Below are 15,041 nucleotides of genomic sequence, written 5' to 3'. Positions count from 1 at the left end.
AACCGGAATTACCTGTTCAGTTTAGACCGGAATACCCAGAATGTACACAGGATTTGAAACATATGGATTAAAAAAATAAATAACTATCGCTAAAACTATTAGTGTTATCAACGAACCACCAATAATTCCATAAACAATAATCCATCCTTTTTTTTGTTTTTTTGTTTCTGTTGACATTATTTTAATTTGTACTATATAGTGTCTAAATATAGTACCTTTTTATTTTATTAACAAATAGATATTTTTTGTCCTATTTTAAACTTTAGAATAGAAAAAGCATTAGTTTTACAAGGTTATTTTTAATTAAAAAAGATTTAATGTCGATTGATCACTTCTCTGCCGAATATATAAAAACTAAAATTATTGATTTCTTTATATCTTATGATAACTCTATAATTTTTGGAAATGAAGTGATGTATGGTTCCAAACGAAAAGTGGTTGATTTATTAATGTTAAACAACTCTTTTATTTATGGTATCGAAATCAAGAGTTCTACAGATAATCTAGATAGGTTAGAAGAGCAAATTGAAGAATATAAAAAGATTTTTAATTATATTATTATCTGTACTACTAATAAACATTATCCTACTGTTCAAAGAAAAACCTCAACTGATATTGGGATTTTACTTTTTTCTGATGGAGAACTACTTTTTAAGAGAAAGCCAAGAATAAGAAAAAAATTAGACAAAAAAGAAATACTTTCTTCAATTCCTAGTGATTATCTAAAAAGAACATTTTCTATAACAAATAAAAAGTATAATTCAGATGAGGTTAGAGAAACTCTTATATCTCAACCAATAAAAAAGCTACAAGAGATTTTGTATTTATACCTCATAAATAAATTAACAAAAAATCATTCTCTTTTTATTAAAGAAAGAGGGATAGAAACCCATATAGATGATATTCCCTTACTATCTCTTAGAGGAACTAAAATACAATACTATTAATATAAGTTTTCTTAATATCTAAATATTTATTCTTAAGTTAAGTTTTCTAAAATTAAACTATTAATTAATCCTTTGTTTTAATCCATGATTTAAATTATTAATATTTAAGTCTATTTTAATCAACTCTTCAATCTCTTCTATTTGAAGACCTATATCTTCATAAGCTTCAAATGAAATCTCACTATCTTGATGAGAAGAAGATGTAACAAAATTTATTAGAGATAATTCTAATGCTTTTAGTTTCAAAAATATTTGTTCTTGTAATATAAAAGAATTTTTAGAGAGACAATATTTAAATTCGAATGCTAATCCATAATAAACCCCTGAGAATTTTTGATATCTTTTCTCCCATTCCTTTGGGTCTCCATTAAAATATTGAACATAATCAACTACATCAAATAATTTTGAATATGTGTTTTTCGCAATACCCATTAATTCTTTATAAGAATTTAATTTCTCTTGAAATAATTGATCCTGATTATTTCTTTTTTGATCATTTATGTAAATAAAAATAGAAAATATTATAGCCAATATTGATAATAATAATGATAATATTGAAATTATATTTGAAGCATTCATTGTTTATATGATATAGTTATTAAATCACTAAAATTAAACAAAGTAGGGTTAATTAATATAATGAATTTATGAAAATTACTGAAACCCTAAAGTATTTAACATTTTACTATTTCTTGATTGTTTACTTATTATAATAATCTATCAGTATTAGCTATTTCCCTCACTTTCACTTATTGTCATTTTATAATTACCTAACCTTAATATTGCAATAAGAAGAAGCATTATATGATAGGAATTATAATGTTTAAAATCATAGAAAGCATGTGCAATGTTATTTCTTAAATCTAATCCTTCTTTAGTAAACAGAAACTTAAAATAATAGATATTATCATCACTAATTTTCTCTTTGATAATATCCTTTTCAAAAAAATCAATAAAAGAAACATTCTCTTTATGCTCCATTGTATTATTAATGATCATGGCATGTCCTTCTACCAACTTAAGAAAATCTCTAAAAAGCCCTTCAAACTTTAACACTAGAGAATCTAACACTAATATATATTTATTTATGGAATTTGTTCCACTTTCAATGTCATCTTTATATGTTTCAAAAAAAAGAGATAAAGATGGTTTGAGTAATTCAATCCAATTATTCTGGATTATTCTTTTTTCAATTAATTCCTCAACATTTCCCAACCACTTATCTTTAGTTAAAAAATTTATATACGAGTCATAATTAAGTACATTATCTTTAATTGATTCACTAAAAACTTCATGAATAAACGGGATACTAAAACTATTAATCATATGCTTGTAGATAGTAATTCCTTTAGCATTATCACTAACTACATTCATATTTATATCAAACTTTTTCATAGTAATAAACCTCATAAAAGGAGTTTGTATTTCATTTATATTTGCTTTTGTTGCTTTTGGAATTAAAAAGTTATCATCCTGTACTAAAAACTGCAAAATAACCTCGGAATCCTTAGAATCAACAACTTCCTTAATTCTATTTGAAATATAATCATACATTTCTTTAATCTTACCTTCTAATTCTAATTTAGATATATGCAATGGAAGCTTTATATCGTTTTTGTTTGCTTGTAACTTGACAAAAGCATTATTCTGTAATTGCTTATTACTGGCTCTTTTCGAAATATGTAAAGCTTGTTCTAAAAGTATATTTTTATGAAATGGATTATTTCCTTCTTCTTCCATTAATAATTTTCCCCATATACTCAGTAACCTTTTGTCTTCTTTATTAAAGATCTTTTTATACAAATTCGTCAATACTTCTAAAAAAAAGAACTTCAATTCATTATCTTTAATTAATTCAAATTGGTTATCATAAATTAAACACAAATGATCATAAATATCTCTTTTTACTTCTACTTTAATTTTTTTATTTTTGATAATCTCATTTACAATTCTACAGAAATCGCGTATAGATAGCTTTACTAATTTAGTTCTAAGTAAATTATTTACTTCCTCTTGTTTTATTTTAAAATTTTGTGAAACATATATCAATCCTAAAAAATGTTTATATAAATATACTTTTTCATCTTCATTTAAATTAATATACTCGTCACTCAACTTATTTACAAATATCAAATAATTATCAATTCCTCTATTTAAGAATTTTCTATTCTTGTTATTCAACAAAAAATATATATAGCAATAGTTGAACACATAAATAGGGTTTTCTACTTTTTTAATTCGACTTTCTAAATATATTTTTTGCTTATCATTTAATGTCTCTACCCGGGATAATCCCCATGATAATTGAAAGTCACCTTTATCTTGATCGTATTTCAGTAAAAGAGCAATTTCTTCAATTACATAAATACCTTTTAAATCTTTATCAGTAATTGAATCTATAAAGCCTATTAAAAGACTAACTTTCTTATTATTCAGTACTAGATTAAAATACTTATCATCTTCAAGATAATTATAAAGTTCATCTAAATTCATAACTATAAAATATTTTCCTTCAATTCTATATTATTCAGAAATTGCAATGTTTCTTCTACAGAATAATAAGCATCTAAAAGCAAACTAACTTGCTGATTAATGGGTAAGTATTTACCCCATTTACTGAAGTCAATAATATTCGGATTTTCTTCTATAACTTCCTTTAAATATAAATTAATCTCTTTTGAGTCAATATTAAACTTAGAAAATAATTTATATAAATCTTGAGCTGTTGTTAACTTTAATATTATACTGTTTTCTAAATCGTTATAATCATTTTTGATTCCGTTAAAATCAAGAAATAAACAAATTGTTCTATTTATCTTTGATGAAGCAAAGGTGTATAACTCAGTTTTATTCACATCGTGTTTTAGTGGTCGATCTATTTTATAGTTTACTAGTTTATAGACAGCAAACTCATCTCTGAGTATCTTTAAAGCATCTAATGATGCTTGATCTAAGTAATCAAATTCTTGTTTGCTAATCAAAATCTCTAGCATCTTCTCTTTTATGATATGACTAATATCTACAGGTCCTCCATAAAAAGTAGGCTTATCTCCTGAATTAGCAGGTTGGACTATAATCTTCTTACTATCATTTTCAATGAGTATTACCCTCCATACTCTTGATGCTAATAAGAACTTACTCTCTTCACTGAGCATTGGGTTTAAAGGAAGTTCACCAATAACAATATTTTGATGAATTACTTTATACATTTGTTCACTCTCGAAAACGCTATAAAAGTCTTTTGAATTAACAATATATTCTCCTTCAAGGCTTATCAATAATTCTTGGCCAGTCTGTTCAATAATTTGTTTTTCCAAAAGCGATTGTATAGTCTGTTCTATTTGAATAGCTGTAACATGCTCAAAAGAATAATTTTGTTCAAAATAGTTTATCAACTCATTTTGAGTAATTCCATTTCTACTTCTAATTACAGAAAGTACTTGATGAACTAAAATATCAAATGGATATACAGCATTCGTTTTACTATCTATTACTCCTTGTTGATATAGCTCCCAAATAGCAATACTTTGTAATAAAAACCAGCTATTTGTATTATACAGGACTACTTTACTTTCTTGTCCGTCTTTTCTACCACTTCTTCCAATTCTTTGAACTAGCGAAGCAATATTAAATGTGGAATCAATTTGAACAACTTTGTCTACTGAACCAATATCAATACCAAGTTCTAAAGTAGAGGTACAACAAATTGAAAATGGTGAATAAGTATTTGTTTTGGCAAAGTTCTCAATGTATTCTCGAAGAGATTTATCGACTGAAGAATGATGTGCAAAGAAATTGGTATGTAAATTTCCTTGTTTACTGATCTTTAAAAGATAGTGTGTAATTTCTTCAACCTTACCTCGACTATTAGGAAATATTAAAACCTTATTATTATAAACCTCTTTAAATAGATCTTTAATCAAATCAAGATTATAGTTATTTCCCCCTTTACTTTCAAAATATTTAAAAGAAACACTTGTTGGTTTACTTGAAGAATCTTTTAACACCTTAGTATCTAATGGACGTCCACCAAATTTTTTGATTGATTCTAAATCACCTATTGTAGCAGAAAGACCAATTAATCTGAAATTGACATTTGCCCTTTTCTGGATTCTATATAGCAATGAATTTAATTGGACTCCCCTATTTGTACCATCAAAATAATGTATCTCATCTATTACAACATATTTTAAATTGCTAAAAAGATGTGGGATTTCGTGCGATCGATTACAAAACATAGATTCTAAAGATTCCGGAGTTATTAAAACAATTCCGTTTGGGTTTTTAATAAGCTTCTTTTTAGCTGATTGACTAGCCTCTCCATGCCATTTGGTAATCACTATATCTAAATGTTCACAAAGCTCTTCAATACGCTTAAACTGATCATTAATAAGAGCTATTAAAGGAGAAATATAAAGGACTTGTACTCCACTTTCAGAAAAATCTACATCCGTTAGAATAGGCAAAAAAGCAGCTTCAGTTTTACCCGAAGCTGTTTTTGCAGATAGAATATAATTATCCGTTGTTGTCAATATTCTTTGTATTGCAGCATTTTGAATAGGACGTAATTCAGACCAGTTCTGCTCTGCAATATATTTTCTAATGGGCTCTGAAAGTAAATTGTAACTGCTCATATATTTTATAACTCTTCAATGGTATCTAAATACGATAAATCCATATCTTGACGTTCATCTAAAACATTAACTTCTTTAAACAAAGAGTCCTTATTTAACGTTGGGTTTTGTCTTAATAGATTCAATATGTTTAAAAAATCACGTGTAACTTGTCTTGGGGTCAAGAATTCTTGTGCCCCTGGTTTATTGTAAATCTCCTCCATAAAATTTTTAATATCTTGATCATCAACTTGAGATTCAATTTGATAATTCTGATTAAAAATGGTTTGAAGGTTTTTCAATAATACATAAATCTCATTGTGGTTAAGTGGTCTAAGTTTAATCACAGGTTGTGCAAAATCACGAATTTCTTGAGTTTCAAATCTATTGGTTTGAAGTCTAGTCTTTAAAGCATTATAGCTAAAGAGACCTCTTCTTTCATTTTCTAAAAAGTCTTTTGTTCCTGCTATGTTAAAGAATAAGTTCTCTACCTTACCTTGTAAACAATCGTTATAAATTGTAAGTACTTTTTCATAGTTCTTTTCTCTGGTACCTGAATTTTGAATTTTATAGAGATTAATTGCCTCATCTAAATTTATCATAAGTCCACTATATCCAATACTTGTAAATAACTTACAGAAGTTTTTAAGCATGTCATAGTAATTATGATCATCAATAATTTCTCTAATACCCAATTCTGATCTTGACTCTGTTTTAGTCTTATACTCACCTTTCAACCATTTCAGTGCATATTTTTTTAGGTTTTCATCATTCTGTATATATCCTTGATAATACTTCATAATTACTGATCCAAAATCAAATGCTCCAACATCAGACAACTCATTAATGGTAGTCATAATTTGTGTTTCAACAAGTGGAAGATTTTGCTCTTGTGTAATCTCAGTAAGAGGAATCTGATTATCCTTAGAAACTTTCATTAAAACACTCTCAATCCACTTTTGCAATAAAATAGGCAGTGCTCCTCCTTCAGGTTTAGTTTGAATAGCCAGGTTATTCATAATAGCTGAATAAAGCAGTACTGCTTTACCATCATTGCTATATAATCGGTTCTCTGGAGTAAAATCTGCATTAGCAATTACAAATTTCTGCTTTAACGCTACTGTATTTAATAAGTGAAGCATAAAAGACTTTCCCGATCCAAAATCTCCTATCCAAAACTTCATTATACTATGGCCATTCTTAACATCTTCTAAAGCGCTAATAAAGGCATTTACTTCTTCATTTCTTCCTACTGCAATATGAGAAACCCCTATCTTAGGCACTACACCTCCAATAAGAGAATTAATAATAGCAGTTGCTTCTTTTGGCTTGATATTAGTTGTCATTATTTTAGTATATTTTGATAATATTGTTCTTCAATTGTATAAGTATCCTCTTGTTCTTCAATTAAATTTTCATCAAGAAGTTCATAGGTCTTTTCATTAATATTATTGATTAATGAATCTACAAACACCCCATTCTCACTTGCAAACTCTTCTACTAATTCTCGTGTAATTTCATTATTAAAATTTTGAATCATCTGTAAAAGTTCAATTTCATGTGTGTTATATCCTAACTCTTCATTAAACAAATTTTCTTGTTTTGGTTTTGTTGCCAATTGTTCTAATAACGAAGTATCTAGTTCTGATTCTACATCCTCATCTTCTAAATATTCATTTAAAAGCTCAACAGTTTCATTTAGTTGCTTTTTTACATCACTTATCTTTTCAAAATCAAGCTTAATTTCTTTTCGTTTAACTTCATAAATACCTTGAAGCTCCTTTAATGCACGCTCAAAATCCTTTGTTTTTAAAAAACTATCCAAAATAACATTGAACTGATCTAATTGCTGTTGATTTTTAAATAATACTTTAAGTGTGGTTTTATTCAGTGGTTTATTATTTATTGTCACAGAATCTAAATCTGCCTGGATGTATCTTAAATAATATTCTAAAGCCAATAATTGATCCTGCTTTGCAATGTGCTTACTGGCATCAAAATAGATATTTTCTATGGAAGGGTTATACTTATTAAACTCCGCTAACTGATCAATCTCTTTTTTAAACTCTACTGCATTTTGAATATTTTTTACAATTTGTTCAAATGCAATTTTCCATCTTGTTGTGTTTTGTTTATTTAAAACAAGTTCTGATTCTAAATTTGCAGGTTCACATAGCAAAATCTCCTTCTCCAATGCTTCCTCAAAAACTCTTTGCAAATCTTCAAATAGTTCAATTATTTCAGATTTTGTGTGTATAGAATCTACATTTAACTTGCGTTTGTGTTTATAAAATTCACGGACTTTATTCTCTGTAAGCTTAAAAAAGCATCTATAAATTTCTTGTTTATAGGATTTTAAGCTCGGTCCTTCAGAATAATACTGAGCATAGTATGGATTTGAATCATGCTTTTTTAGTAGAGCTGCTATTTCATCAATTCTAACAGATAAAGTTGTATTATTCTTCTTACAGTACTTTTCTAAAGCATCTATTACCCTACAATACACCAGCCCCTGTTGATTAAAGCAAAATTCAGCTTGATTAAAAGCTGTCTCATGATAAATACCAATTCTATTTAAATATCTAATCTGTTTTGGAGTTAAATCAAACTTTTCTTTAATATAATTCCCGACATAATAATCCTGCTCATTATAATTAATATAACTATCATGAGAATTATTTTGAATTAGATTTCCATAATTATTGGATGATGTATTTGAATCATACTTTTTTAATATACTCGAAGTATATCTGCGTAATTTTGGATACAACTCATCAAGTACACGATAATATGATTCTAATTGTAAATAGTTTTTACTATTCTGATGTTCCTGTTCTAAATCAAACATCAAAGTAAAAGCATACCCTAAATTATCTTGCTCTAATTTTATATATGATTTACTTTTAAAGTCCTGTTTAAACTTATTATAAAAGTTTCTTATTTCCCTTTCAGCATACTTAATGGCAGTAACTGAATAAATGTATCCACTATTCCAATATGGGACCTGTGTTATTTGTTCATTACTTTCTTTTTGAATAGGTTCACTCTGAGTTACAACTTCGGTAGCAATATTTATTGTATTAACTGCATTTCTTTTTTCTAATATCTGTTCACAATAAATTTTAGTTCTTGGATAATGTTTAACAAGAATATTATAATTAGATTTTAACTTCTCATAATCATTAGTAATTAAAAACTCTCTTTCAAAATCAAATAAAAGCACGAAAGCATAATTTATTTCATCTTTTGCCAGAGGCAAAAACACATGAGTTAAAAAATTATTTTTAAACTGATTATAAAATTTTCTAACATCACTATTCGCTGTCTTAATATCATTATATGAATAAACAGAATTAAGTCCCCAATAGGGAACCTCAATTTTTTGTTGATCCATAATTTGCTCTCTTCTTTCTGCCCTTTCCTTTATTAATTGTAGTACTTGAATTACCCCTAAATTGTGTTGAATATTACCTGTTTTTTGCTCTATTGTTTTTATTTCTTCTTTTATAAGAGGTATTTGAGTTGTACTTAAGTTATGTTGAGTATTGACTATACTTTGTTCTTTTTTTCCTATCTCCTCTTTTATAGAGAATATTTGATTTATACTCGATTTATGCTGAGTATTAACTACCTTTTGCTCTGTTGGTTTTACTTGTTCTTTTCTTGGAAGTAATTGATCTCTGTTTGGCCTATACTGCATATTAATTACATCTTGTTTTGATTCAATAGATGATTTTGTATTATAACTACTATTATACTTCTGATTAAATTTATCTGAAGACATTAAAATATATCTAATAGTTTCAATAACTCCTAATATAGCAGGTATGTATGTCCAACAAAACAAGAGATAAAAAACTCCTTGAATAGGTCGATTTAAATAAAACTTATGAATTCCTAAAGATCCTAAGAAAAAAGCTAATAAAGCAGCAACTGACTTATCTTTCATTTATGACAATCTAAATTTTGTAGAAATTAGGGTTAATAATTTGTCTTAAATATATAAAAGATACTGATACTATTAATGATTATTATCCAAACTCAGTGTTTTTATTAGTCTAGTAAGCTATTAAGTCCATTTATTCACTTTATCATATTAATTCACTATCTATATTAAACAAGAAAGCCCTTTAGAGGGCTTTCTTGTTTAATTATAATTTTAACGACTCGACGCTTTTCAACTTTAGAATATCCCTACTCTTTACTTTCAACACCTGACTCCTCACTCCATTCTTCTCATTAACTTCAATTAAAAGCACCTGTTTATCAGAAAAAGTAAACTGATCTAATATAAAAACATTATCTTGCTTACTTTGGCTATTTATCGTTTGATAGTCAGAATAACTTTTAATTGGCTTTAAAGTCATCTCTTGAATTGTCGTTCGTTTTGAAGTTCTTCTATCTTTGATTTTAAAGCTAATGTATTCAACTGTGTATGGTAGATTGCTTTTGTTATTGATAGATAAATGAAAGTAGAGTTTACCATCTTGGGTGTAAATACTCTTCAACCTTGCTTCTACTCCATAACTCTTACTTTTAATGTTTAGCTCTTTCTTGTTCTTTTTGATGATTGCTTTCATAAAAAGATCTGCTAAACTTGGACTAGTGTTTCCTAAGTCTTTAAAAAGAACTTCGCTTTGTTTTTTACTGTTTTGATTCTCAAACTTGGTTAAATCATAACTCAGTTGTATTGGTTTTGCTTTGTAGGTAGCATTGAAATTGTAGTATTTACCATCGTTTGTAATTACTGTAAAGTTTGTAGCTGTGATATCTTCTTTTATTGTTTTTAAGCGAAGTACATTGGAAGTAGCTTCTACTTTATTAGCTATAATTTCACTACTGCCTAAATCCACATATTCAATGCTGCTTGGAAATAAAATATGCGTTGTTTTGTTTTGGGTGAGCTCTACTTCATAAGGCATTACCTCAATATTTGAAAGGTTAATAGCCTTCGGATTATTTTGGGCGGTTACTGTATTTACTGCTAGTAAGCACAGTAGCATATAGTTAATAATTGTTTTCATAATGATTTGATTTTGTTGTTATTGATTGTTATTCTTTAGGAACAAGAAACAGCTCTTGTCCTTGTTTTAGCGTTACTCTTTGAGCTTTTACCTTCTTTGAAAAGTAACCTGATACGCCTTGAATGAGTCCTTTGGTTAGGTCTCCAGCTATTTGATCTGAGGCTGATCTACTCATCGATATACTCGTGCCTGCAGTCTGTCCCATATTGGCTATAATTTCTTTTGAGGCGCTTATTTCTTGAAGGTCTAATACCTCAAGTCCTTTCTGCCCATAATTATCATAACCGATTAGCTCTGTTTGTATAATACTGTTATCTATTTTGATAGAGTTTACACTTAGTTCTAATCTTGTGTTACTTACTTTTACTTTGGCAATGAGCGTACTTGATTCTGGTAGCAAAGCTCCATCAATTACAATGCTCTCTAAGAGTCTTAATTTGATATATCCTTCGTTTATAATGACCTGATCTTCTTTGATACTGACTCTTATACTGTTTTTGTGGTTGGATTCTTTAGGTTGTCCTTCTGCAGTATAAAAAGTAGGGGTACTTTGAAAACTTAGCGGTAAAAAATCAAGCAATGTTGGTGGTTGAACAAGGGATGAAACAACTTCTTTTTGTGTGTTTTCTATCGCGGTTATAGCTTGCTTCTTACTTGGGATTGTTTTAACGCTTGTAGTTTCATTTGAAGATGGTAATTCAGTTTGGTTTTGACCTGTTGGTAAATACTTAGCTGCCATCTGAAAAGACTTTTCCATGAGTTCTAATTGACTATCCATCGTAATGGGCTTTGGTGCGTCTTTTTCTTCCAATTTTTGTTCTAATTCTTCTATTTGCTTTTTGAGTTTGTCGGTTTCTTGGTTTTCTGTATTGTCATAAAAACTACTGAGCACTTCTTGACTTTGTCTGTAGTTTTGATAGGACCTTTCATAAGGTGTAGAGACAGGCTGCTGATTATAATCTTGATGGATATAACTGCTGTTAGACTCCTCTTGGGTATCGTTCCAGTAATCCGCTAAAGAGTGCATCTGATTTTCATTCTCTTGCTTTTTCTGCTCCCATAATTCCTTTTCATAAGCTTTGACCTTATCTGTTGGCATGCCCTCAGTTATTGCTTCTGGAACTATTGCATTGTCAATAAGTAACTCTTTTTCTTCGGGTTTAAAAAGAAGATACATAACTAATAGAAATACAAGTCCCATTAAAGCAAATACGATATGCTTTTTGTATTTTTCTATCAGGTTTTGAAATCCCTTGTTTGATTTAGGTACTTTCTCTATTTGATGGGTTTCATTTATTTTATTTTGATTCATAATACTTAATTTTATTTTGATTCATAATACTTAATTTTATTTTGATTCATAATACTTAATTTTAGTAGTTCACACTTATTTTATCCTTTTGCTTTTCTAGCGAATAGTTAACAGGTTTGATTGGGCTTTGCTCCAACCTGTTTTGTGGCTTTGTTCTAGTTGAAAAACTCATCTTTACTACCAATAGACAAACAAGGGCGTAAAGCGCAAATACAGTAAGAAGCACTCCTTTTTGTTTTGCTATGGTTAAACTATCCCAGTGCACTTGTAGCTTACTGGAATAGCTATGTCTTAAAAATTGTAGCTTTTTCATTGGGACATTTTAGCGTTTTACAACTTCTAAGTCCTTGTTGTCAACTACTGTAAACTTTTCAATGGTAAAGCCTTGCGGGTTGTTATCTGATCTAACCGCTGAAATAAGTTGAGCGCTTGTTATAAGATTTCTCTTGGTAATATTACTTGAGCGAATGATATACTGCGTGGCATATGTATTTGCTTTATAAGGATAAGCAGTAAAATCAATCTTAATGCTATCCACCTCTACCCTTTGCTGAATATTCCCTGAGATAACCCTGCTGTAATATCCTTTTTCAAGTAAGTCTTTGTAGTAATCAAAGGAGCTTTTATCCGCTAGATTAAACGCTCGTTGCATATTGCTCTCAATGGCTGCCTTCTCTGGCGAAAGGGTAAAAAACAGCTCGTGAAAGCGTCTTAGGTGTTCCCTGGCCTCTACTGGCCTATTTATACTTGCGTCTTGTGACAGGGCAAGCATAAGTGATTTACCCTTGTCCAGTACATAGATTTTCTCTCGTTGCTCTTTTGCAAAGTCGTAACTTTTGTAGATGGAAAAACCTACTACTAAAAGACAAACTGCGGCAAATACAATAGCGTAGAGCCTGATCTGTTGGAAACTATTTTCTATATTTCGAAGTGATTTAAATTCCATGGTTTTATTAGTTTTAATAATTTATTGTGTCTATTTTTTCATGAGTTTTCCTGAAATGTTTCCAACTGCAGCGCCTGCACCTGCTGTAGCCATATTGCCTGCAGTGGAAACGGTCTTGTTCATATTACGCATAAAGTTGCCTGCACCACCGGCTTGAATAACCCAACCTGTCACCGTAGGAACAGTAAAATATCCTACAATTCCAATGATCATAAAGATGACATACACGGTATTGGAAGCATCGGGAATGAAGCTTGGATCAGCGAGCATCTGCATATCTCTCTCGATAATTAGGGTTTGAATCTTGGCCAGCATCGCGCTAAACAAATCCGCGACTGGCAGCCAGAGATACACACTGATATATCTAGTGAGCCACTGAACAAGGGTGGATTCAAAACCACTCCATATCGAGATTGCAAAAGCCAGTGGACCTAGTATGGACAGCACCACTAAAAAGAACGTGCGAATGGTATCAATCACAAGGGCTGCCGCTTGAAAGAGCATCTCTAACAGTTCTCGAAAACCATCTCTTATACTTTTTTGCATCTTGTACATCTCTTTTTCTAAATACATCCCTGCCATAGTTGCTATATCAGAAGGTGACCATCCCAATTCATTGAGTTTTTTATCATACTCCTCATTCGAAACTAAATAAGCGGTCTCGGGATTTCGAAGCATGGCTTCTCTTTCCAAAACATCTTTTTGCTGTTGTAAACTCGTTAGATCCATTACTTGACTCTCCAGTATCTCATGGGTTCCCCTAACCACGGGACTTAAAACCGCATTTAAAGTTCCCAGTACAAGGGTGGGGAAAAACATAATGCAAATTCCCATGGCAAATGGTCTAAGCATTGGATATACATCAATGGGTTCTGCCCTTGCTAAGGCTTGCCATACTTTTAAGCCAATGTAAAAAAGAGCTCCAAGTCCTGCTATACTTTTAGCCACTAAAGCCATCTGTGACGAGAGCGGTATCATCTCTTGGTAGAGATTTTGCAATACTTCGTGTAAATTGCTTGTATTCATCTCTACCAGTATTTCTGATTCGACGTTCCATATAGATCTAGTACGCCTTGAGCATTGTTTTTCTTCTTAGCTCTTAGGATACTTATCCCTATGTTTTTTTTGGTGTAATAACTAACCAAGTTGTGATACTCTTTTACCTCTTTATAAACTCTGTCTATTACATCCATGCGCTCTTTGTCATTTAAAGACAAACTCGAAGCGGTTATAATTTGTTTGAGCTCTAGTAAAAGTGCTGTACTCTCATTAAGTAATACCGAATACCCATTGGCAATAGCGACTAGCTCTTCTGCAGAGAAATTAGGATCATTGAGCATTTTGCCAAAGTTCTGTACATACAGTTCTGTCACATCTCCAACAAGTAGCACGGTTTGTTGTACTTTCCTTGCGTCTTTAACTAGGTTATTTACTGCTTGGAGTTTATCGTAATACTCCTTGCCTTGTTTATAGACTTTTTCTACTTCTTTGAAGTTTTTAAGTACATTGTCCACCGTGGCTGAAGTTTGAATAATCTCGTTGGCACTATTGACAATGCCTTGAGCAAAATTACCTGGATCATATACCGCCCATTGGGCGTGAATTTGTATTGGTAGAACTAGTAGCACAGCTACCACAACTACCTGTAATAGTTTTTTCATATCTTATGTTTTAGTTAATTGTTTTTACTCTTTTTATCCTTTTAGAAGTTGGATTAGAGCACTGTTTTGTCTTACTTACTCTTTCTGTCTTTCTTGTACCAGACGCTTTATCGCTAGCTCTACATTACCATCAAGCTTTTTAGTCAGGTTCATTACCTCTAGTTTTTCAGTCTCTTCTGTAGTATAGGCTAAATACTCCGAGTAGCTCACCTCTGTTGCATACACGCCTGAATGAGTACCACCTAAACCAATCCATACTTCTTTATACAGGCGGTTTGGATTGTTGTTGAGATTAATTGATAAAATCTGAGCTTTTTCTTTATCAGTAAGACCAAGCATAGCCTGTATATCATCAAACTTGTTCATATACTTGCGCTGGTCAAGCAGGATCTTACAATCTGAATTATTGATAATACTCTCTTTTACAATCGGAGATTGAATAATATCATCTACCTCTTGGGTAACTACGATTGCCTCTCCAAAGAACTTTCTTACGGTTTTAAGTAGGCTAAGCACCCAGCGCCTTATCATATTTCTA

General features: G+C 30.2%; 13 protein-coding genes. 1 reads left to right on the top strand and 12 read right to left on the bottom strand.

Annotated elements, in window-relative coordinates:
* Positions 1-317 precede the first annotated feature (317 nt).
* Complete coding sequence (locus tag GJV76_RS14065; RefSeq protein ID WP_155093237.1) at positions 318-947, top strand: sce7726 family protein; 630 nt, start codon at positions 318-320, stop codon at positions 945-947.
* A gap of 60 nt (positions 948-1,007) precedes the next feature.
* On the opposite strand, the gene GJV76_RS14060 is transcribed toward GJV76_RS14065, so the two are convergent.
* The 12 genes from GJV76_RS14060 to GJV76_RS14005 all read right to left on the bottom strand — a co-directional run.
* A complete protein-coding gene (locus GJV76_RS14060; RefSeq protein WP_155093236.1) occupies positions 1,008-1,526 on the bottom strand; it encodes a hypothetical protein in 519 nt (172 codons plus the stop codon).
* A gap of 147 nt (positions 1,527-1,673) precedes the next feature.
* Complete coding sequence (locus GJV76_RS14055; protein ID WP_155093235.1) at positions 1,674-3,440, bottom strand: DUF4209 domain-containing protein; 1,767 nt, start codon at positions 3,438-3,440, stop codon at positions 1,674-1,676.
* Between the two features lie 2 nt (positions 3,441-3,442).
* Entirely contained in the window at positions 3,443-5,581 is a 2,139-nt protein-coding gene (locus tag GJV76_RS14050) for a DEAD/DEAH box helicase (RefSeq protein ID WP_155093234.1), read from the bottom strand.
* Positions 5,582-5,586: 5 nt separating this feature from the next.
* Complete coding sequence (locus GJV76_RS14045) at positions 5,587-6,906, bottom strand: ATP-binding protein (protein WP_155093233.1); 1,320 nt, start codon at positions 6,904-6,906, stop codon at positions 5,587-5,589.
* Positions 6,906-9,509 (bottom strand): tellurite resistance TerB C-terminal domain-containing protein, encoded by a 2,604-nt coding sequence (locus GJV76_RS15745; protein ID WP_196216233.1) that lies wholly within the window; start codon positions 9,507-9,509, stop codon positions 6,906-6,908. The genes GJV76_RS14045 and GJV76_RS15745 overlap by 1 nt, the downstream gene beginning before the upstream one ends.
* Before the next feature lie 202 nt (positions 9,510-9,711).
* Positions 9,712-10,584 carry a conjugative transposon protein TraN gene (gene traN / locus GJV76_RS14035; protein ID WP_155093232.1) on the bottom strand — a complete coding sequence of 291 codons (873 nt, stop codon included), beginning with the start codon at positions 10,582-10,584 and terminating at the stop codon, positions 9,712-9,714.
* Between the two features lie 28 nt (positions 10,585-10,612).
* Positions 10,613-11,896, bottom strand: coding sequence for a conjugative transposon protein TraM (gene traM / locus GJV76_RS14030; RefSeq protein WP_155093231.1), 1,284 nt, complete (start codon positions 11,894-11,896; stop codon positions 10,613-10,615).
* Positions 11,897-11,957: 61 nt separating this feature from the next.
* On the bottom strand, positions 11,958-12,209 hold the full coding sequence (locus GJV76_RS14025; protein ID WP_155093230.1) for a hypothetical protein: 252 nt from the start codon (positions 12,207-12,209) through the stop codon (positions 11,958-11,960).
* Between the two features lie 9 nt (positions 12,210-12,218).
* On the bottom strand, positions 12,219-12,842 hold the full coding sequence (gene traK / locus GJV76_RS14020; RefSeq protein ID WP_155093229.1) for a conjugative transposon protein TraK: 624 nt from the start codon (positions 12,840-12,842) through the stop codon (positions 12,219-12,221).
* Between the two features lie 30 nt (positions 12,843-12,872).
* The gene (traJ, locus tag GJV76_RS14015) at positions 12,873-13,868 is read right to left on the bottom strand and encodes a conjugative transposon protein TraJ (protein ID WP_155093228.1); all 996 of its coding nucleotides are present in this window, start codon (positions 13,866-13,868) and stop codon (positions 12,873-12,875) included.
* Between the two features lie 2 nt (positions 13,869-13,870).
* On the bottom strand, positions 13,871-14,503 hold the full coding sequence (locus GJV76_RS14010) for a DUF4141 domain-containing protein (protein WP_155093227.1): 633 nt from the start codon (positions 14,501-14,503) through the stop codon (positions 13,871-13,873).
* Between the two features lie 75 nt (positions 14,504-14,578).
* On the bottom strand, positions 14,579-15,041 hold a 463-nt coding region (locus tag GJV76_RS14005), incomplete at its 5' end, for a TraG/VirB4 family ATPase (protein WP_455429739.1).

This window comes from Myroides albus (assembly GCF_009711045.1).
Lineage (GTDB): Bacteria > Bacteroidota > Bacteroidia > Flavobacteriales > Flavobacteriaceae > Flavobacterium > Flavobacterium album_A.
Note: the sequence above shows the minus strand (reverse complement) of the source record. Positions and strands in the feature narration are given on the sequence as shown.